Annotated in this window: 22 protein-coding genes and 1 pseudogene; 9 read left to right on the forward strand and 14 right to left on the reverse strand. The window is 73.2% G+C overall.

Features of this window, described 5'->3' with window-relative positions; genetic code table 11:
• Nucleotides 1-24: 24 nt before the first annotated feature.
• Together E6W39_RS42130 and E6W39_RS30235 are read right to left on the reverse strand one after the other, a co-directional pair.
• A pseudogene (locus E6W39_RS42130) lies at nucleotides 25-1,349 on the reverse strand (NAD(P)/FAD-dependent oxidoreductase).
• 321 nt (nucleotides 1,350-1,670) lie between these two features.
• Nucleotides 1,671-2,594, reverse strand: coding sequence for a TIGR01777 family oxidoreductase (locus tag E6W39_RS30235; protein WP_141636198.1), 924 nt, complete (start codon nucleotides 2,592-2,594; stop codon nucleotides 1,671-1,673).
• Between the two features lie 99 nt (nucleotides 2,595-2,693).
• On the opposite strand from E6W39_RS30235, the gene E6W39_RS30240 reads away from it, so the two are divergent.
• Both E6W39_RS30240 and E6W39_RS30245 read left to right on the forward strand, forming a co-directional pair.
• Nucleotides 2,694-3,722 (forward strand): DUF2510 domain-containing protein, encoded by a 1,029-nt coding sequence (locus tag E6W39_RS30240; protein WP_181799506.1) that lies wholly within the window; start codon nucleotides 2,694-2,696, stop codon nucleotides 3,720-3,722.
• 5 nt (nucleotides 3,723-3,727) lie between these two features.
• Nucleotides 3,728-4,111 carry a hypothetical protein gene (locus tag E6W39_RS30245; RefSeq protein ID WP_141636200.1) on the forward strand — a complete coding sequence of 128 codons (384 nt, stop codon included), beginning with the start codon at nucleotides 3,728-3,730 and terminating at the stop codon, nucleotides 4,109-4,111.
• Between the two features lie 15 nt (nucleotides 4,112-4,126).
• Here E6W39_RS30245 and E6W39_RS30250 read toward each other — a convergent pair whose 3' ends face one another.
• The 7 genes from E6W39_RS30250 to cobU all read right to left on the reverse strand — a co-directional run bounded on the left by E6W39_RS30250 (nucleotide 4,127) and on the right by cobU (nucleotide 12,799).
• On the reverse strand, nucleotides 4,127-4,642 hold the full coding sequence (locus E6W39_RS30250) for a DUF4240 domain-containing protein (protein WP_141638031.1): 516 nt from the start codon (nucleotides 4,640-4,642) through the stop codon (nucleotides 4,127-4,129).
• Between the two features lie 236 nt (nucleotides 4,643-4,878).
• Entirely contained in the window at nucleotides 4,879-6,660 is a 1,782-nt protein-coding gene (sucB, locus tag E6W39_RS30255) for a 2-oxoglutarate dehydrogenase, E2 component, dihydrolipoamide succinyltransferase (RefSeq protein ID WP_141636201.1), read from the reverse strand.
• Nucleotides 6,661-6,741: 81 nt separating this feature from the next.
• The gene (gene lpdA, locus E6W39_RS30260) at nucleotides 6,742-8,130 is read right to left on the reverse strand and encodes a dihydrolipoyl dehydrogenase (protein ID WP_141636202.1); all 1,389 of its coding nucleotides are present in this window, start codon (nucleotides 8,128-8,130) and stop codon (nucleotides 6,742-6,744) included.
• 415 nt (nucleotides 8,131-8,545) lie between these two features.
• Nucleotides 8,546-10,036, reverse strand: coding sequence for a leucyl aminopeptidase (locus tag E6W39_RS30265; protein ID WP_101380001.1), 1,491 nt, complete (start codon nucleotides 10,034-10,036; stop codon nucleotides 8,546-8,548).
• 147 nt (nucleotides 10,037-10,183) lie between these two features.
• Nucleotides 10,184-10,969 carry an adenosylcobinamide-GDP ribazoletransferase gene (locus E6W39_RS30270; RefSeq protein ID WP_141638032.1) on the reverse strand — a complete coding sequence of 262 codons (786 nt, stop codon included), beginning with the start codon at nucleotides 10,967-10,969 and terminating at the stop codon, nucleotides 10,184-10,186.
• Nucleotides 10,966-12,081 (reverse strand): nicotinate-nucleotide--dimethylbenzimidazole phosphoribosyltransferase, encoded by a 1,116-nt coding sequence (locus E6W39_RS30275; protein WP_141636203.1) that lies wholly within the window; start codon nucleotides 12,079-12,081, stop codon nucleotides 10,966-10,968. Before E6W39_RS30275 ends, E6W39_RS30270 begins: the two co-directional genes overlap by 4 nt.
• A 154-nt stretch (nucleotides 12,082-12,235) precedes the next feature.
• On the reverse strand, nucleotides 12,236-12,799 hold the full coding sequence (gene cobU / locus E6W39_RS30280; RefSeq protein ID WP_407658501.1) for a bifunctional adenosylcobinamide kinase/adenosylcobinamide-phosphate guanylyltransferase: 564 nt from the start codon (nucleotides 12,797-12,799) through the stop codon (nucleotides 12,236-12,238).
• Between the two features lie 98 nt (nucleotides 12,800-12,897).
• Here cobU and E6W39_RS30285 point away from each other — a divergent pair, with 98 nt between their 5' ends.
• Nucleotides 12,898-13,101, forward strand: a complete 204-nt coding sequence (locus E6W39_RS30285; RefSeq protein WP_141636205.1) for a hypothetical protein — start codon at nucleotides 12,898-12,900, stop codon at nucleotides 13,099-13,101.
• 19 nt (nucleotides 13,102-13,120) lie between these two features.
• Here E6W39_RS30285 and E6W39_RS30290 read toward each other — a convergent pair whose 3' ends face one another.
• Together E6W39_RS30290 and E6W39_RS30295 are read right to left on the reverse strand one after the other, a co-directional pair.
• Complete coding sequence (locus E6W39_RS30290) at nucleotides 13,121-13,837, reverse strand: class I SAM-dependent methyltransferase (protein ID WP_180356416.1); 717 nt, start codon at nucleotides 13,835-13,837, stop codon at nucleotides 13,121-13,123.
• Between the two features lie 224 nt (nucleotides 13,838-14,061).
• Nucleotides 14,062-14,658, reverse strand: a complete 597-nt coding sequence (locus E6W39_RS30295) for a DUF3043 domain-containing protein (RefSeq protein ID WP_141636206.1) — start codon at nucleotides 14,656-14,658, stop codon at nucleotides 14,062-14,064.
• A gap of 243 nt (nucleotides 14,659-14,901) precedes the next feature.
• Between E6W39_RS30295 and E6W39_RS30300 the strand changes: the two genes are divergently transcribed.
• Entirely contained in the window at nucleotides 14,902-15,705 is an 804-nt protein-coding gene (locus E6W39_RS30300; RefSeq protein WP_141636207.1) for a PspA/IM30 family protein, read from the forward strand.
• A gap of 35 nt (nucleotides 15,706-15,740) precedes the next feature.
• A complete protein-coding gene (pspAA, locus tag E6W39_RS30305) occupies nucleotides 15,741-16,034 on the forward strand; it encodes a PspA-associated protein PspAA (protein WP_141636208.1) in 294 nt (97 codons plus the stop codon).
• 76 nt (nucleotides 16,035-16,110) lie between these two features.
• Here the strand turns inward: pspAA and nadA are convergent, their stop codons facing one another.
• Nucleotides 16,111-17,283, reverse strand: a complete 1,173-nt coding sequence (gene nadA, locus E6W39_RS30310; protein WP_141638033.1) for a quinolinate synthase NadA — start codon at nucleotides 17,281-17,283, stop codon at nucleotides 16,111-16,113.
• A 217-nt stretch (nucleotides 17,284-17,500) separates the two neighbouring features.
• Here nadA and E6W39_RS30315 point away from each other — a divergent pair, with 217 nt between their 5' ends.
• The 3 genes from E6W39_RS30315 to E6W39_RS30325 all read left to right on the forward strand — a co-directional run bounded on the left by E6W39_RS30315 (nucleotide 17,501) and on the right by E6W39_RS30325 (nucleotide 20,509).
• On the forward strand, nucleotides 17,501-18,427 hold the full coding sequence (locus tag E6W39_RS30315) for an NADP-dependent oxidoreductase (RefSeq protein WP_141636209.1): 927 nt from the start codon (nucleotides 17,501-17,503) through the stop codon (nucleotides 18,425-18,427).
• A gap of 94 nt (nucleotides 18,428-18,521) precedes the next feature.
• Complete coding sequence (locus E6W39_RS30320; protein WP_101379992.1) at nucleotides 18,522-18,989, forward strand: Lrp/AsnC family transcriptional regulator; 468 nt, start codon at nucleotides 18,522-18,524, stop codon at nucleotides 18,987-18,989.
• A gap of 152 nt (nucleotides 18,990-19,141) precedes the next feature.
• A complete protein-coding gene (locus tag E6W39_RS30325; RefSeq protein WP_141636210.1) occupies nucleotides 19,142-20,509 on the forward strand; it encodes a pyridoxal phosphate-dependent decarboxylase family protein in 1,368 nt (455 codons plus the stop codon).
• 34 nt (nucleotides 20,510-20,543) lie between these two features.
• Here E6W39_RS30325 and E6W39_RS30330 read toward each other — a convergent pair whose 3' ends face one another.
• A complete protein-coding gene (locus E6W39_RS30330) occupies nucleotides 20,544-21,413 on the reverse strand; it encodes a GNAT family N-acetyltransferase (protein WP_141636211.1) in 870 nt (289 codons plus the stop codon).
• A gap of 195 nt (nucleotides 21,414-21,608) precedes the next feature.
• Between E6W39_RS30330 and erpA the strand changes: the two genes are divergently transcribed.
• Nucleotides 21,609-21,962: an iron-sulfur cluster insertion protein ErpA gene (gene erpA, locus E6W39_RS30335; RefSeq protein ID WP_101379990.1), complete on the forward strand. Its 354-nt coding sequence runs from the start codon at nucleotides 21,609-21,611 to the stop codon at nucleotides 21,960-21,962.
• Between the two features lie 75 nt (nucleotides 21,963-22,037).
• On the opposite strand, the gene E6W39_RS30340 is transcribed toward erpA, so the two are convergent.
• The gene (locus tag E6W39_RS30340; RefSeq protein WP_141636212.1) at nucleotides 22,038-22,718 is read right to left on the reverse strand and encodes a hypothetical protein; all 681 of its coding nucleotides are present in this window, start codon (nucleotides 22,716-22,718) and stop codon (nucleotides 22,038-22,040) included.
• Nucleotides 22,719-22,786 lie beyond the last annotated feature (68 nt).

The raw sequence follows: 22,786 nt of genomic DNA on the forward strand, positions 1-22,786 counted from the left end.
CGGCCCGACACCCGCCGGATGCCGTCAAGCCGCCGCGCGGTCCTGGCCGGGCTCGGTGGCGGCGATCCCCAGGTCGCGCAGCACGGCCAGCGCCGCCCGGCGGCCGGAGACCATCGCGCCGTGGGCGCTGCTGGTGTCCCGGTGGTCCCCGCAGACGTAGAGGCCGGCCAGTACCCGGACCGGGCGGTGGAAGTTGTGCGGGGGCGGCATCGCCGGTACGGCGTCCGGGAGGTGACGCACGCTCAGGAACTCCCAGTCTCGGGTCGGTACCTGGTAGAGCTCGGCCAGCCGGGCCCGGACCAGCTGCTCGGCCGCGGCCGGCCCGCCCGCCCAGGCGCGCCGGCCCAGCACCGTGGTGGCGACCAGCGAGCGGCCGGCCGGCGCGTAGGAGGGGTGCACCTGGCTGAGCACCAGGGCGTGCGAGACCGGTGCCGGGCCGACCGTGTGGTCCGCGTCCAGGAGCAGCAGCGGCTCGGCCAACGGGGCGTCGGCGCAGCTGTGGTAGAAGGTCGTCACCGGATGGAAGTCGGGCAGCCGCAGCCCCGGCAGCAGCTCCACGGCGGACCGGGCATCGGTGGCCATCACCACCGCGCGGGCGCCGAGCCAGCCGTGCTCCTCGGTCTGCACCCCGTCGGCGCCGACCGAGGTCACCCGGGTGTTCAGCTGGACGGTCCCGGCCGGCAGCGTGGCGGCCAGCTGCGCGGGCACCGCTCCGGTGCCGGCGGCGGGCAGCGCCAGCCGCCCCCGGGCGTAGCCGCGCAGCACCAGGTCGGCCACCCGGCTGCTGGTGCCGAGCGCCGGATCGCTGAGCAGCGCGGTCAGCAGTGGACGCAGGAAGCCGTCCACCACCCGGTTCGGCAGGCCGCGTTCGGCCAGTGCCCGGGCGGCGGTGGTCTCCGGCCGGGCCAGCAGCTTGGGGACCGGCGCCGCGGCCAGGCGGCTGAGGGTGGCACCGAGCCTGGCCTTCTCCAGCGGGCTGCCCAGCGGCGACCGGGCGGCGACCTGCCGGGTGCCGCCGAGCTGCGGGCTGCCGACCCGGTAGCGCCGGCCGGCGCTGTGCACCAGGACCCCGGGGCCAGCGGGCTCAGTCGCAGGTCGGCCAGGTCGAGCCGGCGGGCCAGCTCGGGGAATCCGGTGTTGAGCAGCTGGCTGCCGTGCTCCAGCCGGTATCCGTCCAGCTGGTGGCCGGCCATCCGGCCGCCGATCCGGTCGGTCGCCTCCAGGATCCGCACCTGGAGTCCGGCCCGGTCCAGCGCCCTGGCGGCGGTGAGACCGGCCAGTCCGGCGCCGACCACCACCACATCGGGGTCGTCGGACCGGCTGCGGCGGGTGAAGTCGTGTGGGGTCACGGGTGAGCTCCCTCCCTGGTCCCGGGTCTCCGGCCGGCGGACGGCTGCGGGCATGCCGGGATGGTCCAGGGGGTGATGCCCCGTCAGTTGCTTGATCAGGCGGGCAGACCGCTCCGGATCGCCGGCCTCCGCACTGTGGCGGTGGCACGGGCTGGGGGCACGCGATTGCGCCGTGCGCCGTCGCGTGCGCCCCTGCGCCGGGGGTGGCGGGTGCGCGCGCGGTGCTGCGGTCGGGGCCGTGCGCCGCGGGTCGTCAGCGTCCCAACCGTCGGCGTCTCACCGGTCCGCGTCCCAACCGTCCGCGTCTCAACTCTCCGCGCCTCACCCGCCCGCACCGCGGGTCACGGCCGCCCGCAGGGCGTCGGCCACCTGCGGGTGGGCGAACCGGAACCCCGCGGTGAGCAGCTTGTGCGGCAGCACCCGGTGGCTGCCCACCACCTCGATCGCCATGTCGCCCAGCACCAGCCGCAGCGCCCACTCCGGCACCGGCAGCACCGTGGGCCGGCCGAGCACCCGGCCGAGCGCCCGGGTCAGCTCGGCGTTGGTCACCGGCTGGGGTGCCGTCAGATTGACCGGACCGCTCAACTCCTCGCAGTCGATCAGGAATCGGAGCGCGGCGACCTGGTCGGCCAGCGAGATGAAGCTCCAGTACTGCTCGCCGCTGCCCAGCCGACCGCCCAGGCCCAGCCGGAAGAGCGGGAGGAGCCGGGCGCCCGCGCCGCCGTCGGCGCTCAGCACCAGCCCGGTGCGCGGGTGCACCACCCGGATGCCGGCTTCCGCCGCCGGACGGGCCGCACCCTCCCACTCCACGCAGACCCCGGCCAGGAAATCGTCCCCGGGCGGCGCGGTCTCGTCGATCACCCGGTCGCCGGTCTGCCCGTAGTAGCCCACCGCCGAGGCGCTGACCAGGACGGACGGCGGGGTGTCCAGCCGGGGCAGCGCATTGGCCAGGGTGAGCGTGCCCTGCACCCGGCTGTCGCGGATCCGCTGCCGGTAGGCGTCCGTCCAGCGGTGGTCGGCCACCCCGGCGCCGGCCAGGTGCACCACGGCCTCGGTCCCGGCCAGACCGGCCAGGTCGACCTCGCCGCGGACCGGGTTCCACCCCACGCCCACCGACCCGTCCGGCTGCACCCCCAGCCCGGTCCGGTGGCGGACCAGCCGCAGTACGTCATGTCCGTCGGCCAGCAGGGAACGGACGAGGGCGGAGCCGATCAGCCCCGAGGAACCGGTGACAGCGATACGCATGGGGCCATCCTGGCAGCCGGCACCGGGTGGGCGGCGGCTGACCCGCCCTCAGGTCGCCCGCCCTGTCTGGGAGTGGACCCGGCCCGATACGGTGAGCCGGTGAGCACCTCCACCCCTCCCGGTTGGTACCCGGACCCGCGGGCCGCCGGGCACGAGCGCTACTGGGACGGACGCGACTGGACCGGGCAGAGCCGGCCGCCGACCGCACCGGCCGCGGGCCCGGTCCCCGACGCCACCCCGGCGTACGGCCAGCCGGCGATCCCGGAACCGCTGGTGCTCCCCGGCCCGGTCTCCGACGCCTCCCCGGCGTACGGCCACCCGGCCATCCCGGAGTCGCTGGTGCTCTCCGAGCCGCCGGAGCCCGCAGGATACGCCGGCCCGCTGCCCGTCCAGGAGCCCGGCGGCCACCCGTTCGACCCGCCGCAGCAGAAGCGCACCGGGCTGGTCATCGGCCTCACGGTGGGCGCGCTGCTGCTGGTGATGCTCGTGGGCGGGCTCGCCATGATGCTGTCCCGAGGGAGTGCCGCCCGCAGCAGCGACGCGGCGGGCGCCCCCGCACCGGCCCTGGGCGCCGGGCGGCCCACCGACCAGCCGGACGGCGTGCGACCGTTGACCCCCGCGCCGCCCCTGCCGACCAGCGGCGCGCTCCAGGACCAGCAGCACGGCTGGAACGTCCCGCTGCCTCAGGGCTGGCAGGTGGCCGACCCTGGCGACAGCCACACCCTGATGATGGTCACCGGCCACTACGAGTGCGGCACCCCGGGCGGGTGCGTGCGCGGCAACTTCGCCATCGACGCCAAGCCCTCGCGCGGCGGCGACGCCGAGACGGTGGCCCGGCTGACCATGGCCTCGTACGCGCAGCAGACCTACGGCACCCCCGTCGACCACCAGGAGCTGACCTGCGCCCCGATCACCGTGGCCGGCCGGACCGGCTTCGCGGTCCGCTGGCGGGTGGTGCCGCAGCAGGGCACCCCGGCCTATCTGCTGCTGGTCGCCGTCCCCGCCGCCGACGGCGACTTCACCACCGTGGTCGGCGCGGTGGACGACAGCTCGAAGTCGCCCGACCGCACCATCCTGGACCGGATCGCCGCCGGCATCACCGCCGTGGTCCCGGCCGACGCCTCGTAGCCGCCATGACCCGCAACGTCCGCCGGGTCCGGCGCCTGCTGGTGGGGGACGCCGCCTACCGATGGACGGTGGGCCACCAGCGCCGCGTCCGCTCGGCGCCGTGGCCTCCCGGGGAGTGCCACGTGCTCACGCTGCGGCGGGAGGGAACGCACGGGCGGCTCCAGATCGGCTTCCAGAAGCGGCCCGGACACCTGGTGCCCGACGGCTACCTGCCCTCCGGAGCAGTCGGCAGGGCGGGCGGGGCCTGCCTCAACCTGCACCAGCCCGGAACCGTCCGGGCCCTCCTGGACGAGGCGCTCGCCCGCGGCTGGCGGCCGGACCAGCCGGAGCCCGTCCACCTCGACGGCTGGCTCCTCTTCGACGCCGTGGCCGCGCGGCGCCCGGCATGATCCGTAAGAGCGGCCCTAGTCCCCGAACCGCTCCCAGAGCCTGGGAAAGCGCTCGGCCAGTGTCGCGGGGTCGTCGAAGTCGAACGGCTGCCCCGCGGGCCGGCGCGGTTGGCCGGTGCCGAGCTCCGGCAGCGGGAGGCCGGTGAGCTGCTCGTGCGCCTCGTCGGCGGCGTAGCCGATCTCCTCGGCGTCGCCGTCCTCCTCCTCGTCGAAGTCGGGCACCAACTCGGCCAGGTCGTCCGGGTTGTGCACCGCGCCCTCGAAGACCTCCCGGCCCTGGGCGATCAGCCAGCAGCGGAAGTAGTCGAACGCGTCATCCGAGGCTCCGTCCAGCAGCAGCACCGCGGCACCCCACAGCTCCCAGGTGTACGCGCGCTGGAACCGCGCCTCGAACAGCCGGGCGAAGTCGATCACCTCGTCCGGCGTCAACTGCACCAGCCGCTCCACCAGCAGATCGGCCTGGTCCTGCGGATCACCGTCCGCGGCGTCCCGGGACTCGTCGATCAGCTGCCAGAAGTCGGTCTCGTACATCACGCCCACCAGCATCGCCGCTAGGGGGTGCGAATGCATGCCCACGCGCCGGGGGAGCGGGGCGCGCGCTCGCTGGGTTGGGGGAACGCCCTCGCTTCCACAGGGTCCACGGGGTCCACAGGGTCCACGGGGTCCACAGGGTCAATGGGGTCCACAAGGCACGCTCGCTCGGAAGCGGAACGCCGCCGGCCGGCGCCCCGCGAGGGACACCGGCCGGCGGCGTTGACAGCAGACCCTTACAGGCCGAGCTCGACCTCGAACTCGCCCGCCTCCAGGATCTCCTTGACGGCCACCAGGTAGCGGGCGGCGTCGGCGCCGTCCACCAGGCGGTGGTCGTAGGAGAGCGACAGGTAGGTCATGTCGCGGATGCCGATGGCGGTGCCGCCGTCGACCTCGATGACGACCGGGCGCTTCACGGTGGCGCCGATGCCCAGGATGGCGGCCTGGGTCGGCGGCACGATCACGGTGTCGAAGAGCGCGCCGCGCGAGCCGGTGTTGCTGATGGTGAAGGTGGCGCCGGACAGCTCGTCCGGGGTGATCTTGCTCTCGCGCACCTTGGTGGCCAGCTCGGCGGTCTTCTTGGAGATGCCGGCGATGTTGAGGTCGCCCGCGCCCTTGATGACCGGGGTCATCAGGCCCTTCTCGGAGTCCACCGCGATACCGATGTTCTCGGTGTCGAAGTAGGTGATGGTGCCCTCGGCCTCGTTGATCCGGGCGTTGATCACCGGGTGGCTCTTCAGCGCCTGGGCGGCGGCCTTGACGAAGAACGGCATCGGCGACAGCTTGACGCCCTCGCGGGCCAGGAACGAGTCCTTGGCCTTGCCGCGCAGCGACATGATCTTGGTGACGTCCACCTCGACCACGCTGGTCAGCTGGGCCTGCTCGTGCAGGGCCTTCATCATGTTGTCGCCGATGACCTTGCGCATCCGGCTCATCTTGACCGTCTGGCCACGCAGCGGGGACGGCGCGGCGGCGGCCTTCGGCGCGGCGGCAGCGGCGGGGGCGGTGGCCGGGACGGCGGCAGCGGCGGCCTTCGCGGCCTCGGCGGCGGCCAGCACGTCCTGCTTGCGGATCCGGCCGCCGACGCCGGAGCCGGTGATCGCGGAGAGCGCGATGCCCTGCTCGGCGGCGAGCTTGCGGACCAGCGGGGTCACGTAGGCGTCACCCGAGTCGGCGACCGGCGCGGCGGCGACCGGAGCGGCCGGGGCGGCAACCGGGGCCGGAGCGGCGGGAGCCGCGGGGGCGAGCGGAGCCGGAGCGGGGGCCGGGGCAGCCGGGGCGACCGGGGCAGCCGGAGCCGGGGCCGGGGCCGGAGCAGCGGCGACCGGGGCCGGGGCAGCCGGGGCGGCAACCGGGGCCGGAGCGGCAACCGGAGCCGGAGCAGCCGGGGCGGCCGGAGCAGCCGCAACCGCACCCGCGGCGCCGATCAGCGCGAGCTGGGCGCCGACCTCGGCGGTCTCGTCCTCGCCGACCAGGATCTTCACCAGGGTGCCGGCGACCGGCGACGGGATCTCGGTGTCGACCTTGTCCGTCGACACCTCGAGCAGCGGCTCGTCGACCTCGACGGTGTCACCCTCGGCCTTCAGCCAGCGGGTGACGGTGCCCTCGGTGACCGACTCGCCCAGCGCGGGCAGCAGCACCGGGGTGGCGTCGCCGGCGGGGGCGGCCGGGGCCGGAGCGGTGGCGGCCGGAGCCGGGGCAGCCGGGGCCTCGGCAACCGGAGCCGGAGCGGCCGGAGCGGCCTCGGCGACGGGGGCCGGGGCGGCAGCCGGGGCACCGGAGCCGTCCTCGATGATCGCCAGCTCGGCGCCGACCTCGACGGTCTCGTCCTCGGCGACCTTGATCGAGGCCAGGATGCCGGAGGCCGGCGCGGGGATCTCGGTGTCGACCTTGTCGGTCGACACCTCGAGCAGCGGCTCGTCGGCCTCCACTCGCTCACCCTCGGCCTTCAGCCAGCGGGTGACAGTACCTTCGGACACACTCTCGCCCAGCGCGGGCAGCGTTACTGAGACCGCCATGGTTTCAGCGACTCCTATCAAGTCTTGCGTTCAGGGAAGTCCGTGTGAATGGACCGGATAAGTGGTGCGGGGCGAGAGGGCTCAGTCGTGCGCGTGCAGCGGCTTGCCGGCCAGCGCCAGGTGCGCCTCGCCGAGCGCCTCCGACTGGGTCGGGTGCGCGTGGATCAGCTGGGCGACCTCGGCGGGCAGCGCCTCCCAGTTGTAGATGAGCTGGGCCTCGCCGACCTGCTCACCCATCCGGGCGCCGACCATGTGGACGCCGACCACGGCGCCGTCCTTGACCTGGACCAGCTTGATCTCACCGGCGGTCTTGAGGATCTTGCTCTTGCCGTTGCCGGCCAGGTTGTACTTGAGGGTGACGACCTTCTCCTTGCCGTACAGCTCGACCGCCTTGGCCTCGCTGATACCCACCGAGGCGACCTCGGGGTTGGAGTAGGTCACGCGCGGCACGCCGTCGTAGTCGATCGGCACGGCCTTGAGGCCGGCCAGCCGCTCGGCGACCAGGATGCCCTCGGCGAAGCCGACGTGGGCCAGCTGCAGGGTCGGGACCAGGTCGCCGACGGCCGAGATGGTGGGCACGTTGGTGCGCATGTACTCGTCGACCAGGACGTAGCCGCGGTCCATCGCGACCCCGGCCTCCTCGTAGCCCAGGCCCTGCGAGACCGGGCCGCGGCCGATCGCGACCAGCAGCAGGTCGGCGTCGATCTGCTTGCCGTTCTCGGTGGAGACCCGCACACCGGTCTCGGTGTACTCCACGCCCGAGAAGCGGGCCTTGAGCTCGAACTTGATGCCCCGCTTGCGGAAGGCGCGCTCCAGCAGCTTGGAGGAGTTCTCGTCCTCCAGCGGAACCAGGTGCGGCAGGGCCTCGACGATGGTGACGTCGACGCCGAAGGACTTCCAGACGGAGGCGAACTCGACACCGATCACACCGCCGCCGAGGATGACGGCCGACTTCGGGATCCGGTCGAGCTTGAGGGCGTGGTCGGAGGAGATGATCCGGTCGCCGTCGATGGTCAGGCCGGGCAGCGACTTCGGGACCGAGCCGGTGGCCAGCACGATGTGGCGGCCCTCGACCCGCTGGCCGTCGACATCCACCGAGGTGGCCGAGGAGAGCCGGCCCTCGCCCTGGATGAAGGTGACCTTGCGGGAGGCGACCAGGCCCTGCAGGCCCTTGTACAGGCCGGCGATCACGTCGTCCTTGTACTTGTGGACGCCGTTGATGTCGATGCCCTGGAAGGTCGCCAGCACACCGAAGTCGGCGGCTTCCTTGGTCTCGTCCGCGATCTCGGCCGCGTGCAGCAGCGCCTTGGTCGGGATGCAGCCGCGGTGCAGGCAGGTGCCGCCCAGCTCGCCCTTCTCGATCAGGGCCACGCTCAGCCCGAGCTGGGCGGCGCGGAGCGCCGCGGCGTAGCCGCCGCTTCCGCCTCCGAGGATGACTACGTCGAAAACGGTGCTGGCGTCGTTCGCCACGTCACGTCCTCCATGCAATGGGTGTGGATCGTCCGGGCCGGTGCTGGTTCCGCCAGTACTGGTTGTCCAGGTGTCGGAAGCCCTTGTGAGGCGCCCAGTCGTGCCGGAAATACATCTTCGCACTTGTTCACCGCGACTGATGTCCGGGTCCGTGCCCCGGGGGTCGGACGGCCCGGTCCGCACCCCGCCGGGACCCGGGTTGACCCCCGTCTGCGCAGGTCAAGGCCGTGATCAGGCGGTTCTGGCGGGCCGCCGCGCCCGACCCGCCCCGGCGCGATTCCACTGTGTGGAACAAAGTTTCGCCGGAGGCGAACAGGGAGATGAACGGGATTCGGCGGGCTACCAACCGGTAACCAGGCGCAAAAGTCAACAGGGCCCGGTGCGAAAAGCACCGGGCCCTGTTCGAGGGGTCGGGTCAGCCCGCGGTCTCGACCGCCAGCTGCACCAGGGTGCGCACCGCGCTGCCGGTGCCGCCCTTCGGGGTGTAGCCGTACGGGGCGCTCTCGTGGAACGCCGGGCCGGCGATGTCCAGGTGCGCCCACTCGATGCCGTCGGCCACGAACTCCTTCAGGAACAGGCCGGCCACCAGGCCGCCGCCCATCCGCTCGCCCATGTTGGCGATGTCGGCGATCGGGGAGTCCATGCCCTTGCGCAGCTCAGCCGGCATCGGCATCGGCCAGGACTGCTCACCGGCCCGGCCGGCGATCGCGTGCAGCCGGTCGCGGAACTCGTCGCTGCTGCTCAGCACACCGAAGGTGCGGTTGCCCAGGGCCAGCACCATGGCGCCGGTCAGGGTGGCCACGTCGACGATGGTGTCCGGGTTCTCCTCACCGGCCCGCACGATCGCGTCGGCCAGCACCAGGCGGCCCTCGGCGTCGGTGTTGAGCACCTCGACGGTCTTGCCGCCGTACATGCGCAGCACGTCACCCGGGCGGGTGGCGGAGCCGGACGGCATGTTCTCGGCCAGCGCCAGCCAGCCGGTGACGTTGACGGCCAGGCCCAGCCGCTTGGCGGCGACCACGGCGGCGAACACGGCGGCGGCGCCGGACATGTCGCACTTCATGGTCTCGTTGTGGCCGGCCGGCTTCAGCGAGATGCCGCCCGAGTCGTAGGTGATGCCCTTGCCGACGAAAGCGAGGGTGGCCTTGGCCTTCGGGTGGGTGTAGGCGATCTTCACCAGCCGGGGCGGGTTGGTCGAGCCGTTGCCCACGCCCAGCAGGCCGCCGAAGCCGCCCTTGGTGAGCGCCTTCTCGTCCAGCACCTCGACCTTGAGGCCGTACTCCTTGCCGACGGTCTGCGCGATGGTCGCGAAGATCTTCGGGTTGAGGTCGTTCGGCGGGGTGTTGATCAGGTCGCGGGCGCGGTTCATCTCCTCGCCCAGCACGGTGGCGCGCTCGATCGCGGCCTTGGCGTCCTTGCTGCCCTTGCGGCTGGTCAGCACGGTGAGCTCGCCGACCGGCTCCTTGCCGCCCTCCGAGGTGCGGTAGACGGTGAAGTCGTACGCACCCAGCAGGCCGCCGAGCGCCACGGCCTCGACCTCCTCGGCCGAGTCGGCCGGCAGCAGCAGGCCCGCCTTCTTGGCCCCGGCCAGGGTGCGCGCGGCGACACCGGCGGCGCGGCGCAGCGCCTCGCCGTCGAAGCCGTCCTCGGAGGCGTCACCGAGGCCGACGGCCAGCACGAAACCGGCCTTGACACCGGCCGGAGCCGGCAGCTTGGTGGTCTCGCCCTCGGCGCCGGTGGCACCCAGGGTGGTGAGCAGATCGGTCAGCTTGCCTTCGAACGCCTCCGCCACGGCCTCTGCGCCGGCGGCGACCACCAGGCCCTTGGGGCCCTTGGCCACGCCGATCACCAGGGCGTCCGCGCGCAGCGCGGTGGCGGAGGAGGTGCTCACAGACAGTGCAGTCACGTATTGTGTCCTGTTCTTTCGCGGTCCACGGCCGGATTTGCGGCATGGCTACAGCCCAAGCATGCTCCGTCGTGGCGGCGCAGGGCTACGGTGCGCATGGTAGTCCGCGGGTTGGGATGCCGTGCCCCCTGGGATGCAGACGGTTCTTCAGGGACCCAGTGCGAGAGCGGCCAGCGCGGCCATGGCGGCCGTCTCCACCAGCGCACCCAGCACGTCCCCGGTGATCCCGCCGAACCGCCGCACGCAGCGCCGCAGCAGGAAGACGGCCGCCAGCTGACCGAGGATCAGGGCCAGCGCATACCGAGGGTGACGGCCGACCAGTGCCACCGCGCCCGCCGTCAGCACGGTCACCGCGAGTGCCGCCCGGGTCGGCACGGTCGCGGCCACCATGGCGCCCAGCCCGCCCGGTCGGGCGGCCGGCACCTGCTCCCGGCAGCCCCACAGCAGCGCACAGCGGCCGGCCGCCCCGGCGGTCAGCGCGGCAAGCAGACCCCGCCCCGCCGAGTGCCCGAACTGCTGGGCCAGCACGGCGATCTGACCTGCCATCAGCAGCACGAGGGTGAGTACGCCGAACGGGCCGATGTCGGACTGCTTCATGATCCGCAGCGCGTCCTCGGCGGGCTTGCCGCTGCCCAGGCCGTCGGCCACGTCGGCCAGCCCGTCCAGGTGCAGCCCGCGGGTGAGCACGGCCGGCAGCGCCACCGCGGCGACCGCGCCGAGCAGCGGCCCGGCGCGCCAGCAGAGCAGCGCGCCGACGGCCCCGGCCAGCGCCCCGACCAGCAGGCCGACCAGCGGCGCGGCCAGCATCGCCCGGCCGCCCGCCGCCCGGTCCCAGCGCTCGACCCGGACCGGAAAGACCGTCAGGGTGCCGAACGCGAACCGCAGTCCGGCCAGCCGCAGTCCGGGCGACGGCTGGGCATCCGGCGTGCTCAGAGCTTGCCCAGCAGCTCGGCGGCGGTCGGCAGCGGTCGCGGCCGGCGGGGCGTGGACGGCAGCGCCGGCTCGAACAGCTCCTCGGCCAGGGTGTCGGAGGCGGCCTGCAGCAAGGGCAGCGCCAGAGCCGAGCCGACGCCCTCGCCCATCCGGGTGTCCTGCTCGTGCAGCGGGGTCAGGGTGAGCCGGTCGTAGGCCTTGGCCAGCGCCGGCTCGCCGGTCAGCACGGCGGCCCGCCACCACTCCGGGGCCCGGAACGCCACCCGCTGCGCGACCAGCGCGCAGGCGGCCGACACCACGCCGTCCAGCACCACCGGCAGTCGGCGCACCGCGGCCTGCAGCAGGAACCCGGTGATCGCCGCGAAGTCGGCGCCGCCGGTGGCCGACAGCAGCGCCAGCTGGTCGCCGAGCACCGGGCGGGCGCGGCGCAGCGAGTCGCGGATCGCGGCGCACTTGACCATCCAGACCTGGTCGTCGATGCCGGAGCCGCGGCCGCAGACCGCGGCCGCGTCGGTGCCGCAGAGCGCGCCGATCAGCACCGCCGCGACCGTGGTGGAGCCGACCCCGAGGTCGCCGAGCAGCACCAGGTCGGTGCCGAGCTCGGCCTCCTCGTCGGCCAGCGCGGTGCCGACCGCGAACGCCGCGGCGGCCTCCTCGCGGCTGATCGCGTCCATCCGGTCGATCCGGCCCGAGCCGCGGCGCACCCGGTGCGCGGTGACGTCCTCGGGGAACTCCTCCAGCGGGGCGTCCACCGCCACGTCGACCACCCGCACGCCGGCGCCGTAGCGGCGGGCCAGCCGGGCCACCGGGGCGGTGCCGTCCAGCACCGCGTGCACCCGGCGGGCGGTGCCGCCGGTCGCGGGCAGCCGGGAGACGCCCAGCTCGGCGATGCCGTGGTCACCGGCGAACAGCAGCACCTTGGGTGCGGTGACCGGTCGCACGGGGGAGGCGCCCTGGACCGAGGCGAGCCAGTTGCCCAGCTCCTCCAGGCGTCCCAGCCCGCCGCGCGGCTGCTCCAGCTCCTGCCAGCGCTGCTCCGCGGCCCGGCGGGCGGCGTCGTCCGGCCGCTCGACCTGGGCGGCGAACATGTCGAGATCCACGGTGGTGTCCATCGCGGGGAACCTTACCAATCAGGTCTGGAGGGGCCGCCAGTAGTCGGGGCGGCGTCGCGACGCCCGGACTCTCTCCCCCAGCCTTCGGCCGGGAGGTGCCCCATCGTCGGCGCCGCCCAGACTCGGCCCGGACGCCGCTCCTCGATCCACCCCACTACTGGCGGCCCCTCTGGGCGTCCTTCACCGTCATCACCTGACCGGCCACCACCAGCAGCACCTGGTCGGCGGCCTCGGCGACGGCCATGTTGAGCCGCCCCAGGGTGTCCCGGAACCGCCGGCCGGCCGCGGTGGCGGGCACCACGCCCAGCCCGACCTCGTTGCTGACCAGCACCACCTGACGCGAGGTCAGCCGGACCGCCTCGGCCAGCTCGGCGCACCGCCCGGCCACCGAGGCCTCGGCGGACCGGACCCAGTCGCCGTCGTCCCAGGCGCCGGCCCGGTCCATCACATGGGTCAGCCACAGGCCCAGGCAGTCGATCAGCACCGGGGCCGGGTCGGCCCCGTCGGCCAGCACCGCCTCCAGGTCCCAGGTCTCCGCGGTGCGCCAGCCGGCCGGCCGGCGCCGCCGGTGCAGCTCGACCCGGGCCGCCCACTCGGCGTCGCCCTCACGGTTGCCGCCGGTGGCCACGTAGAGGACGTCGGGGTGCTCGCCGAGCAGCTGTTCGGCCCGGGTCGACTTGCCGGACCGGGCCCCGCCGAGGATCAGGGTGCGTGTCATACGCTCCATCCTGGCCCACCGGGGTTGACCGGTGGCAGGGCGGGCAGCCTGCCTGTCTGGAGCTCGCACGACAGAGACGACCGAGACGGAGTGGACCCATGGCGTGGACGTGGCAGTACCTGGGGGCGGACGGCGCGCAGCTGGACCCGGCGAGCGGCTCGGCCGAGGAGTTCTCCAGCCAGGGCGATGCGGAGAGCTGGATCGGCGAGGAGTGGAAGGGCCTCAAGGAGGACGGCGTCGACACGGTGGTGCTGCTGGAGGACGGCGCGAAGGTCTACGGGATGAGCCTGCAGGAGGGCTGACGGTCCGCCGGGGCGGGCACTACTTGGTGCCCACCAGGTGCAGCAGCGCGGCGACCTGGCGGTACGGGTCCTCGCGCCCGGCCCGCTCCTCGGCGTCCAGCAGCTGGCCGAGCTGGCGCCCGTCCACCGGGGCGGCGTGGTCCGGCGTCGCGTCGGTGAAGACCCGCACGCCGTACCAGTGCCGCAGCGGCACGGACACCTCGCGCAGGGTGGTGGCCAGATCGGCGAGCCGGTCGGCGCGGGCGCTCAGGCCGAGCCGGTTGGTGTAGTGGTCGGAGTCGAAGGCCTGCACGGCGGCGCGCCAGTCGCCGGTGAGGCCGGCCCGCATGGCCAGTGCGTCCCGGTTGCGGGCCAGCAGCGAGAGCAGGCCGCCGGGGGCGATCATCCGGGCCAGCGAGGCGATCAGCGGGCCGGGGTCGGGCAGGTACATCAGCACCCCGTGGCAGAGCACCACGTCGAAGCTGCCCGGGTCGAACCAGCGCCCGCAGTGGTGGCCGTCGCCGCTGAGCAGCCGGACCCGGTCGCGCACCTCGGGCGACTCGGCGCCGAGCAGCGCCTGGGCGGCGCCCAGGGTGACCGGGTCGGAGTCCAGGCCGGTGACCCAGTGGCCGGCCCGGGCCAGCCGGATGGCCTGGGTGCCCTGGCCGCAGCCGACGTCCAGCACCCGCAGCGGCTCCTGGACCACCCGCATCCCGAAGTGCTGCAGCAGCTGCTCGGCCAGCTGGCGGCCCACCATCTCCTGGCGGACCAGGTTGTGCAGCCCGCCCTGCCGCTCCAGCCAGGCTCCGGCGCCGCCGGCGAACGAGCCGCTGCGGGCGGGCAGGCCGTGCTGCGGGTAGCCGTTGCCAGTCGGGGCGGGGTCGCGCTCGTGCCCGCCGTCGGTCTGGCCGGGCAGCGCGTACAGGCCGGGCCCCGTGCCCGTGGCGGCGGGGGCCCAGTCGTACGGCAGCGGTTCCGCGGTCAGGGGTGCTCGCCCCGCTTCACCTGCGGCTTGGGCAGCCGCAGTCGGCGCAGCTGGAGGTTGCGCATCAGGCCGTACATCACGGTGCCGCGGCTGTCGGTGTCCGGGAACCGGTTGGCCAGCGCCCGGCGCAGGCCCAGGCCGAGCCGCACGAAGTCGACGATCACCAGGATCAGGAAGATCAGGAAGAGCAGCGTGGAGAGCAGCTGCAGGGCCGGCACCCGCACGATGCTGAGGATCAGGATCAGCACGGCGAACGGGAGGAAGAACTCGGCCACCGACCAGCGGGAGTCCATGTAGTCGCGGGCGAACTTGCGCACCGGGCCCTTGTCACGGGCCGGCAGGGCGCGCTCGTCACCGTTGATCAGGGCCTCGCGCTGCTTCTCGCGCTCGGCTCGAAGCCGCTCCCGGGACTGCCGGGACGCCTCCTTGCGGTCCTTGGGCACGCTCACCCGGACGCGGCGGTTGGCCTGGGCCTCGCTGCGCTTGGGGGTGGGGCGGCCCTTCTTCGCCTGCGGGTCGCGGGGCTGGGCGTCGTCCTGCTCGGCCAGCGCGGTGGCGGAGGAGGTGGCTTCATCTGAACGGCGTCGGAACACGATGACAAGGGTACGGGGTGGTCGTCCCGTACGGCTGCCCCCGTCCGGGCGGGCCGTGAGTAGGGGGTGCAGATCCACCCAGGGGATGAGGCCGGGGCATGGCCGGTCGTAGCAGTCTTGTTGCAGCGGAGTGCACTGCGGTGACGGCCCCGCTGCACCTACACTCGCAGTAGATAATTCGGTACGAGATAGCAATCCGCAGCCCGGAGAAGGGGGCACCCGAGGCCCATGAGCGACGGAATCATGAAGCGTATGGGGCTAATCTTCCGCTCCAAGGCGAACAAGGCCCTGGACCGGGCGGAGGATCCCCGCGAGACGCTGGACTACTCGTACCAGAAGCAGCTCGAGCTGCTGCAGAAGGTCCGCCGGGGTGTCGCCGACGTCGCCACCTCGCGCAAGCGGCTGGAGCTCCAGCTGACCCAGCTCCAGCAGCAGTCTGCCAAGTACGAGGAGCAGGGCCGCAAGGCGCTGTCCCTGGGCCGGGAGGACCTGGCCCGGGAGGCGCTGACCCGCAAGTCCGCGATGCAGGGGCAGATCAACGACCTCCAGGTGCAGTACCAGCAGCTGCAGGGCGAGGAGGAGAAGCTCACCCTCGCTTCCCAGCGGCTGCAGGCCAAGGTGGACGCCTTCCGCACCAAGAAGGAGACCATCAAGGCCACCTACACCGCTGCCCAGGCGCAGACCCGGATCGCCGAGTCGTTCTCCGGCATCTCCGAGGAGATGGGCGACGTCGGCCTGGCGATCCAGCGGGCCGAGGACAAGACGGCGCAGATGCAGGCCCGGGCCGGCGCGATCGACGAGCTGCTCGCCTCCGGCGCGCTCGACGACCCGAGCGGTCTGCGCAAGGACGACATCGAGGCCGAGCTGGAGCGGGTGGCCGGCGGTAGCGACGTGGAGCTGGAGCTGGCCCGGATGAAGGCCGAGCTGAGCGGCGGCTCCACCGGCCCGGCGGCGCTGGAGCAGGGCAACGGCGGCGGCGCGCAGCAGCACCAGAACGGGCACGGCCAGCAGGACACCCCGCCGCCCACCATCAACTACCAGAAGTAAGTCCACCGGCTCGAACAGCAGGGAGAAACACCGGCATGATCATGCGGATCATGGCTGAGGGCCAGTTCGAGGTGGCGGACGAACACCTGAACCGGCTCAACCAGCTCGACGACGAGCTGCTCAAGGCGCTGGACTCGGGCGACGAGGGCAAGTTCCGGACCGCTCTGGACAACCTGCTCGGTGCGGTGCGCGAGGCAGCCGTCCCGGTGGCGGCGGACTACCTGGGCCCGTCCGACTCGATCCTGCCGCGCGACGGCGCCACGATCGAGGAGGTCCGGGAGTTGCTGCGGACCGAGGGCGACGGCCTGATTCCGGGCATCCCGGAGTAACCGCCGACCGACGTCGAAGGGGCGGCACCCGCACTGCGGGTGCCGCCCCTTCGACGTGAGGCGACGTGAAGAATCGTTACGGCAGGGCCAGCATCCGGTCCAGGGCGGCCTTGGCGAACTTCTCGGTCTCCGGGTCCACCGTGATCACGTTCGGTACCCGGCCCTCGACCAGCGACTCCAGCGCCCACACCAGGTGCGGCAGGTCGATCCGGTTCATCGTGGAGCAGAAGCAGACCGAGCGGTCCAGGAAGACGACCTCCTTGTCCGGGTGCGCCTTGGCGAGCCGGCGGACCAGGTTGAGCTCGGTGCCGATGGCCCACTTGGAGCCGGGCTCGGCGGCGTCCAGCGCCTTGATGATGTACTCGGTGGAGCCCACCAGGTCGGCGGCGGCGACCACCTCGTGGCGGCACTCGGGGTGCACCATCACGGTGACGCCCGGGATCCGCTCCCGGACCTCGGCCACCGAGTCCAGGGTGAAGCGGCCGTGCACCGAGCAGTGCCCGCGCCACAGGATCATCTTGGCGTTCCGCAGCTCCTCGGCGGTCAGGCCGCCGTTCGGCTTGTGCGGGTTGTAGAGCACGCAGTCGTCCAGCGAGAAGCCCATGTCCCGCACCGCGGTGTTGCGGCCCAGGTGCTGGTCCGGCAGGAACAGCACCTTCTCTCCCTGCTCGAAGGCCCACTCCAGGGCCCGCTTGGCGTTGGAGGAGGTGCAGATGGTGCCGCCGTGCTTGCCGGTGAACGCCTTGATGTCGGCGGAGGAGTTCATGTAGGAGACCGGCACGGTCACGTCGGCGATGCCGGCGTCCCGCAGCACGTCCCAGCACTCGGCGACCTGCTCGGCGGTGGCCATGTCGGCCATCGAGCAGCCGGCCGCCAGGTCCGGCAGCACGACCCGCTGCGCGTCGCCGGTCAGGATGTCCGCCGACTCGGCCATGAAGTGCACACCGCAGAAGACGATGTACTCGGCCTCCGGACGGGCCGCCGCGTCGCGGGCCAGCTTGAAGGAGTCACCGGTGACGTCGGCGAACTCGATGACCTCGTCGCGCTGGTAGTGGTGGCCCAGGATGAAGACGCGGTCACCGAGCTTGGCCTTGGCGGCGCGGGCACGCTCGATCAGCTCCGGGTCGGAGGCGGGCGGCAGATCGCCGGGGCACTCGACGCCGCGCTCGCTGTTCGGGTCGGCCTGGCGGCCGAGCAGCAGCAGGGCCAGCGGCGTGGCCGTCGGCTCGGTGAAGGTGCTGTCAACGATGGTGGTCACGGGCGGCTGCCCTCCTGTGCGGCCGGACACTACCAGCCTTCTCGTCTATCTGACGCTATCTATCATAACCCTGTTAGCGTCACTCTGACGATGGACATCGTGTCGATGTGACGCGATCGTCTCGACGGATCGGCGTGACGTCAGGTCGACTCGACTCAGTGCGCGCGCGCCCCGGCGATCATGGCCGGGAGCGTGTTTGCTGGGCTCTATGAAGGCAATCGCGATCCAACGGTACGGCGGCCCCGAGGTCGTCGAGTTCCTGGAGCTGCCCGACCCCAAGCTGGATCCCGACGCGGTGCTGGTCCGGGTCAAGGCGGCCGGCCTCAACCCGGCCGACCGGCACATCCGGGAGGGCACCGCGGACGCCGTGCTGGAGGTGCGGTTCCCGCTGGTCCTGGGCTGGGACGTGGCCGGCGTGGTGGAGCGGGTGGGCCCTGCGGTGACCGAGTACCAGGTGGGCGACAAGGTGATCGGCTACGTCCACAAGGACTGGGTGCAGAACGGCACCTTCGCCGAGCTGGTCGCCTGCCCGGTGCGCACCCTGGCCCGCAAGCCCGCCTCGCTCGACTGGGCGCAGGCCGGCGGGCTGCCACTGGCCGGGCTGACCGCCTACCAGGGGCTGCACCGGGCGCTGGCCGTCAAGCCGGGCGAGACGGTGCTGATCCACGCGGCGGCCGGCGGGGTGGGCAGCATGGCCACCCAGATCGCCGTCGCCCTCGGCGCCCGGGTGATCGGCACCGCGAGCGAGCACAACCACGGCTATCTGCGTTCGCTGGGCGCCGAGCCGGTCGCTTACGGGGAGGGGCTGGCCGACCGGGTCCGGGAGCTCGCCCCGCAGGGTGTGGACGCCGCCTTCGACCTGGTCGGCGGCTCGGCGCTGGAGGTGTCCCGGGAGCTGGTCGCCGACCCGGAGCGGATCGCCTCGGTCGTCGACACCGCCGTGGTCGACCACGGCGGCCGCTACGTCTGGGCGCGCCCCGACCCGGCCGGCCTCGCCGCCCTCGGGGACCTCGCCGACAGCGGCCGGCTCACCGTCAACGTGGCCGCCACCTTCCCGCTGGCCCAGGCCGCCTCCGCCCAGGAACTGCTGGCCGAGCGCCGCACCCGCGGCAAGATCGTGCTGACCGTGGACTGATCACCGGATGGTGGACTGATCAGCAGGGTTCGGGAGAATGGGGGCGGCGGTAACCGCCGTCCGCAATCCGAACCCTCTGGGAGACCGGCCAGCCATGAGCACCAGCAGACCCCCGTCCGAGCTGGGCGGAGTCTCCCTGGACGAGACCGACCGCCTGCTGCTGGCCCATCTGGGCCGGGACGGCCGGGCCTCGTACGCGGAGATCGGCCTGCTCGCCAACCTCTCGGCGACCGCCGTGCGCCGCCGGATCGACCGGCTGCGGGCCCGCGGCGTGGTGCGCGGTTTCACCGTGGTGCTCGACCCGGAGCTGCTCGGCTGGCAGACCGAGGCCTTCGTCGAGGTCTACTGCCGCGAGCGGACCGCGCCGGAGGAGATCCTGGCCAGCCTGCGCCAGTTCCCCGAGGTGGTCGCGGCCTGGACGGTCACCGGCGACCCGGACGCCCTGGTCCACCTGCGGGCCGCCGACACCCGCCACCTGGAGGCGGTGATCGAGCGGATCCGCAAGGAGCCCGGCGTCCAGCGCAGCCGCAGCTCGGTGGTGCTCTCCCGGTTGATCGGCTGACCCGCGGGCCGCTGGGACCGGAGCACGCAGGAATCCTGCGCCAGGGCCGCCGAAGACGCTCGAAAGCTGCCTGGACCGGCGCATTCGGACGCGCGGGTGACACCCCGCGCTGCCTACGCTGATCCGAGTTGTTCAGCCGAAGGAGTACCCCTGTGAGCACCGCACCCAACCGCATGCACCGGCCCGACAACGAGCTGGTCGACCTGGTCTTCGGCTACATGCGCGAGCGGCTGCAGTACGACCCGGTGCCGCTCGACCACCCCGGGGACGGCGAGCAGCTGCGCGCGCACCTGGCCGGCCTGCTGAACGAGCACGGCAACAACCCGGCCGATGTGCTCAAGCTCTACGACCACGAGCTGTCCCGCGCGGTGATCTCCGCCGACAGCCCGCGCTACCTCTCCTTCATCCCGTGCGCGCCGACCAAGGCCGCGCTGCTCTTCGACATGGTGGTCTCCTGCGCCTCGCTGCAGGGCATCTCCTGGCTGGAGGCGGCCGGTGCGATCGCCGCCGAGAACCAGGTGCTGCGCCTGATAGCCGACCGGGCCGGGCTGCCCGAGACGGCCGGCGGCACCTTCGTCTCCGGTGGCTCGGCCGGCAACCTCTCGGCGCTGGTGGTGGCCCGCGACACGGCCCGCCGCAAGCTGGGCGTCGGCCCGGAGGCCCGGCTGCGGATCGCGGTGGCCGACCAGGTGCACTCCTCGGTGAAGAACACCTTCAACATCATCGGCGTGGAGGCCTTCAAGGTCCCGACCGTGGACCGCCGGTTCACCGGCGAGGCGCTGCGGGCCGCGCTGGCCGCCGACCCCAACCCCGAAACCGTCATCGCCGTGGTCGGCACCGCCGGCACCACCAACGAGGGCATCATCGACGACCTGCAGGGCCTGTCCGAGGTCACCCGGGAGCGCGGCCTGTGGTTCCACGTGGACGGCGCGTACGGTGGCGCCGGCCTGTTCGCCCCCTCGATCCGGGAGCGCTACAACGGCATCGAGCACGCCGACTCCTTCGTCGTCGACCCGCACAAGTGGCTGTTCGCGCCCTTCGACTGCGCCGCGCTGCTCTACCGCGAGCCGCGCCTGGCCAAGGCCGTGCACACCCAGGACGCCGGCTACCTGGACGTGCTGCACCACGAGGGCGACGAGTGGAACCCCACCGACTACGCCTACCACCTGACCCGCCGGGCCCGCGGCCTGCCGCTCTGGTTCTCGCTCGCGGTGCACGGCACCCAGGCCTACACCGACGCGATCGAGGAGGGCCTCACGCTGGCCCGGGACACCGCCCAGCTGATCCGCGAGACCGAGCACCTGGAACTGCTGCACGACCCGCAGCTCTCCGCGGTCTGCTTCCGCCGCACCGGCTGGACCGAGCAGCAGTACTACGACTGGTCGCACCAGCTGCTCGCCGACCAGATCGGCTTCGTCACCCCCACCGGCTGGGACGGCGAGACGGTGGCCCGGTTCGCGTTCCTGCACCCGGGCACCACCATGGAGATGGTCCGGGAGATCCTGGACACCATGGCCTGACCACGGCCTTGAAGGACCTACAAGCTGTGCTCGATCACAAGAAGGCGCCGCTGGGCAGGTAGGCGGTCGGCGGGCGCATCCCGCGCAGCGCCAGATAGCCGGCGTTCTCCAGGGTCAGCCCGAGGTCCAGGCCGACGTCCACCGCCCACTCCTGCTCCGCGGTGGCGTGCTCCACCTTGGCCCGGGCGCCCTGCGGCACCCGGGCCAGCGCCTCGCGCAGCAGCCGGGCCGCCAGCCGGCGGGAGGTGGCGGCCAGCAGTTTGACCGTCCCGCCGTCCCGGTAGCAGTAGCCGCTTCCGGCCAGGGTGTCGACCACCAGCAGTTCGTCGTAGTGCGCCAGCATCAGCCGGTGGTCGACCCCGTGCGCGGCGCCGCGCACCCGGCGGTCGATGGAGTCCAGCAGGTCCAGCTGGCGTTCGGTGCCGCGGTGCACCGGCAGCTCGCCCACCTCCCGCAGCGCCGACCGGTCTATCTCGCCGGTCAGCCGCATGGCCGGGTAGAGGCTGAAGCCGGCCCGGCGGTAGCGGCGGGCGGCGGCCGGGTCGGTCGAGACGGTCATCATGCCGCGCAGGCAGCCGCGCCCGTGCCCGGCGGCCCGGTCGAGCAGCAGCCGCCCGATTCCCTTGCCCTGGAAGTCGGGCAGCACCGCCGTGAGCGCCAGCACCCACACACCCTCGCGGCGCAGCGAGAGCGCGAACCCCACCGGCCGCCCGTCCACCACCGCCAGCCAGCAGCCCTGGGGGTCGTGGGCGACCAGATGCCTGGTCCGGGCCCGGTGGAAGACGTTCTCCGCCTCGGTGGGCCGGTGCGCCGGCCCCGGGGAGAGCGGGCTGAAGGCGGCCAGCGCGATCTCCCGGACGGTCTCGGCCTCGGCATTCGAGTCATGCAGCTGACGCAGGATCATCCGACCATCCTGGCGGCTCGGCCCCGACCCGCGTCGATGATTTCGCGCATGTGCGAGCATGGAACGGACAACGGGAACGGGCGGCGCCCGGCACCGTGCAATCCACAAGACGCCGGATCCACTGCCCGGAATCAAATCGGGCAGCCGCTGGTTGGCACTGGCGGCACTACGTCGTCATAGACCGGGAGTAAGCAGATGACCGTCCAGGACGAGACCACCGTCGAGAGTGGTCTGCTCCTTACCGATGCCGCTGCGGCCAAGGTGAAGGCCCTGCTGGACCAGGAAGGCCGCGACGACCTCGCGCTGCGCGTCGCCGTGCAGCCGGGCGGCTGCTCGGGCCTGCGGTACCAGCTCTTCTTCGACGAGCGCTCGCTCGACGGCGACGTCGTCAAGGAGTTCGGTGGCGTCAAGGTCGTCACCGACCGGATGAGCGCCCCTTACCTCGGCGGTGCCACGGTCGACTTCGTCGACACCATCGAGAAGCAGGGCTTCACCATCGACAACCCGAACGCCACCGGCTCCTGCGCCTGCGGCGACTCGTTCAGCTAAGTCGCCGGGCGGATCGGAAAGGGGCGGCCCCCGGAGCACTCCGGGGGCCGCCCCTTCGTCATGCGCGCGGTGCGGTCAGTTGCCGGCGCTGACCGGGCCACCGCCCGGCGCCGACTCCAGCGGCACCGGGGAGCTGTCCCGCAGGCTCACCACCGAGCGGCCGTTCAGCGGCTGGGCGAGGGTGCCCACCACGGACTGGCGCTTGGACAGCGCCGGGCACTGCTGACCGGCCGGCGCGGGCTCGGCGATCACCACGTCCACCCCGACCACGCCGCCCGGCTTCTCGTTGATCTTCAGGCCGTACTTGTCGCAGATGCCGCCGGTGAAGAAGACGGTCAGCTGGTTGCCGTTGGAGAGGTAGCTCTCCGGCTTGAACGCGGTGGCGGGGTGGATCGGGTCGACCGGGAGCGGTGAGCCGGGGGCCTGGGTCTTGAGCGGAGCCGAGGGGTTGCCCCCGGGCAGGGCGCCGCTGCTGCCCCCGGAGGCGCCGGCCTTGCCGGTGGCCGGGGCGCCGGACGGGGTGGCCGAGGAACCGGCGGACGGCGCACCGGAGGCCGAGCCGCTCGGCGCGGGGGAGGCACCGGTCGAGACCGAGGCGCTCGTGCCGCTCGCGGCGGTCTTGCCGCCGCTGCTGCCGCACGCGCTGACCGCCGCCGAAACCGAGAGCAGCAGCGCGGCGGCCGCCAGTGCCCGCCGGCGGCGGCTCGGCCGACCGGTCGGTGCGGCCGGGTGGGGAGCGGTGGTCTTGTCGTCCATGGTGCGACGTCCTCCAGTGTTCGGCGGATCCTTGCACAGCGTTGGCTGCGCGGATCTGACGTGGCACG

The organism is Kitasatospora acidiphila, from assembly GCF_006636205.1.
Lineage (GTDB): Bacteria > Actinomycetota > Actinomycetes > Streptomycetales > Streptomycetaceae > Kitasatospora > Kitasatospora acidiphila.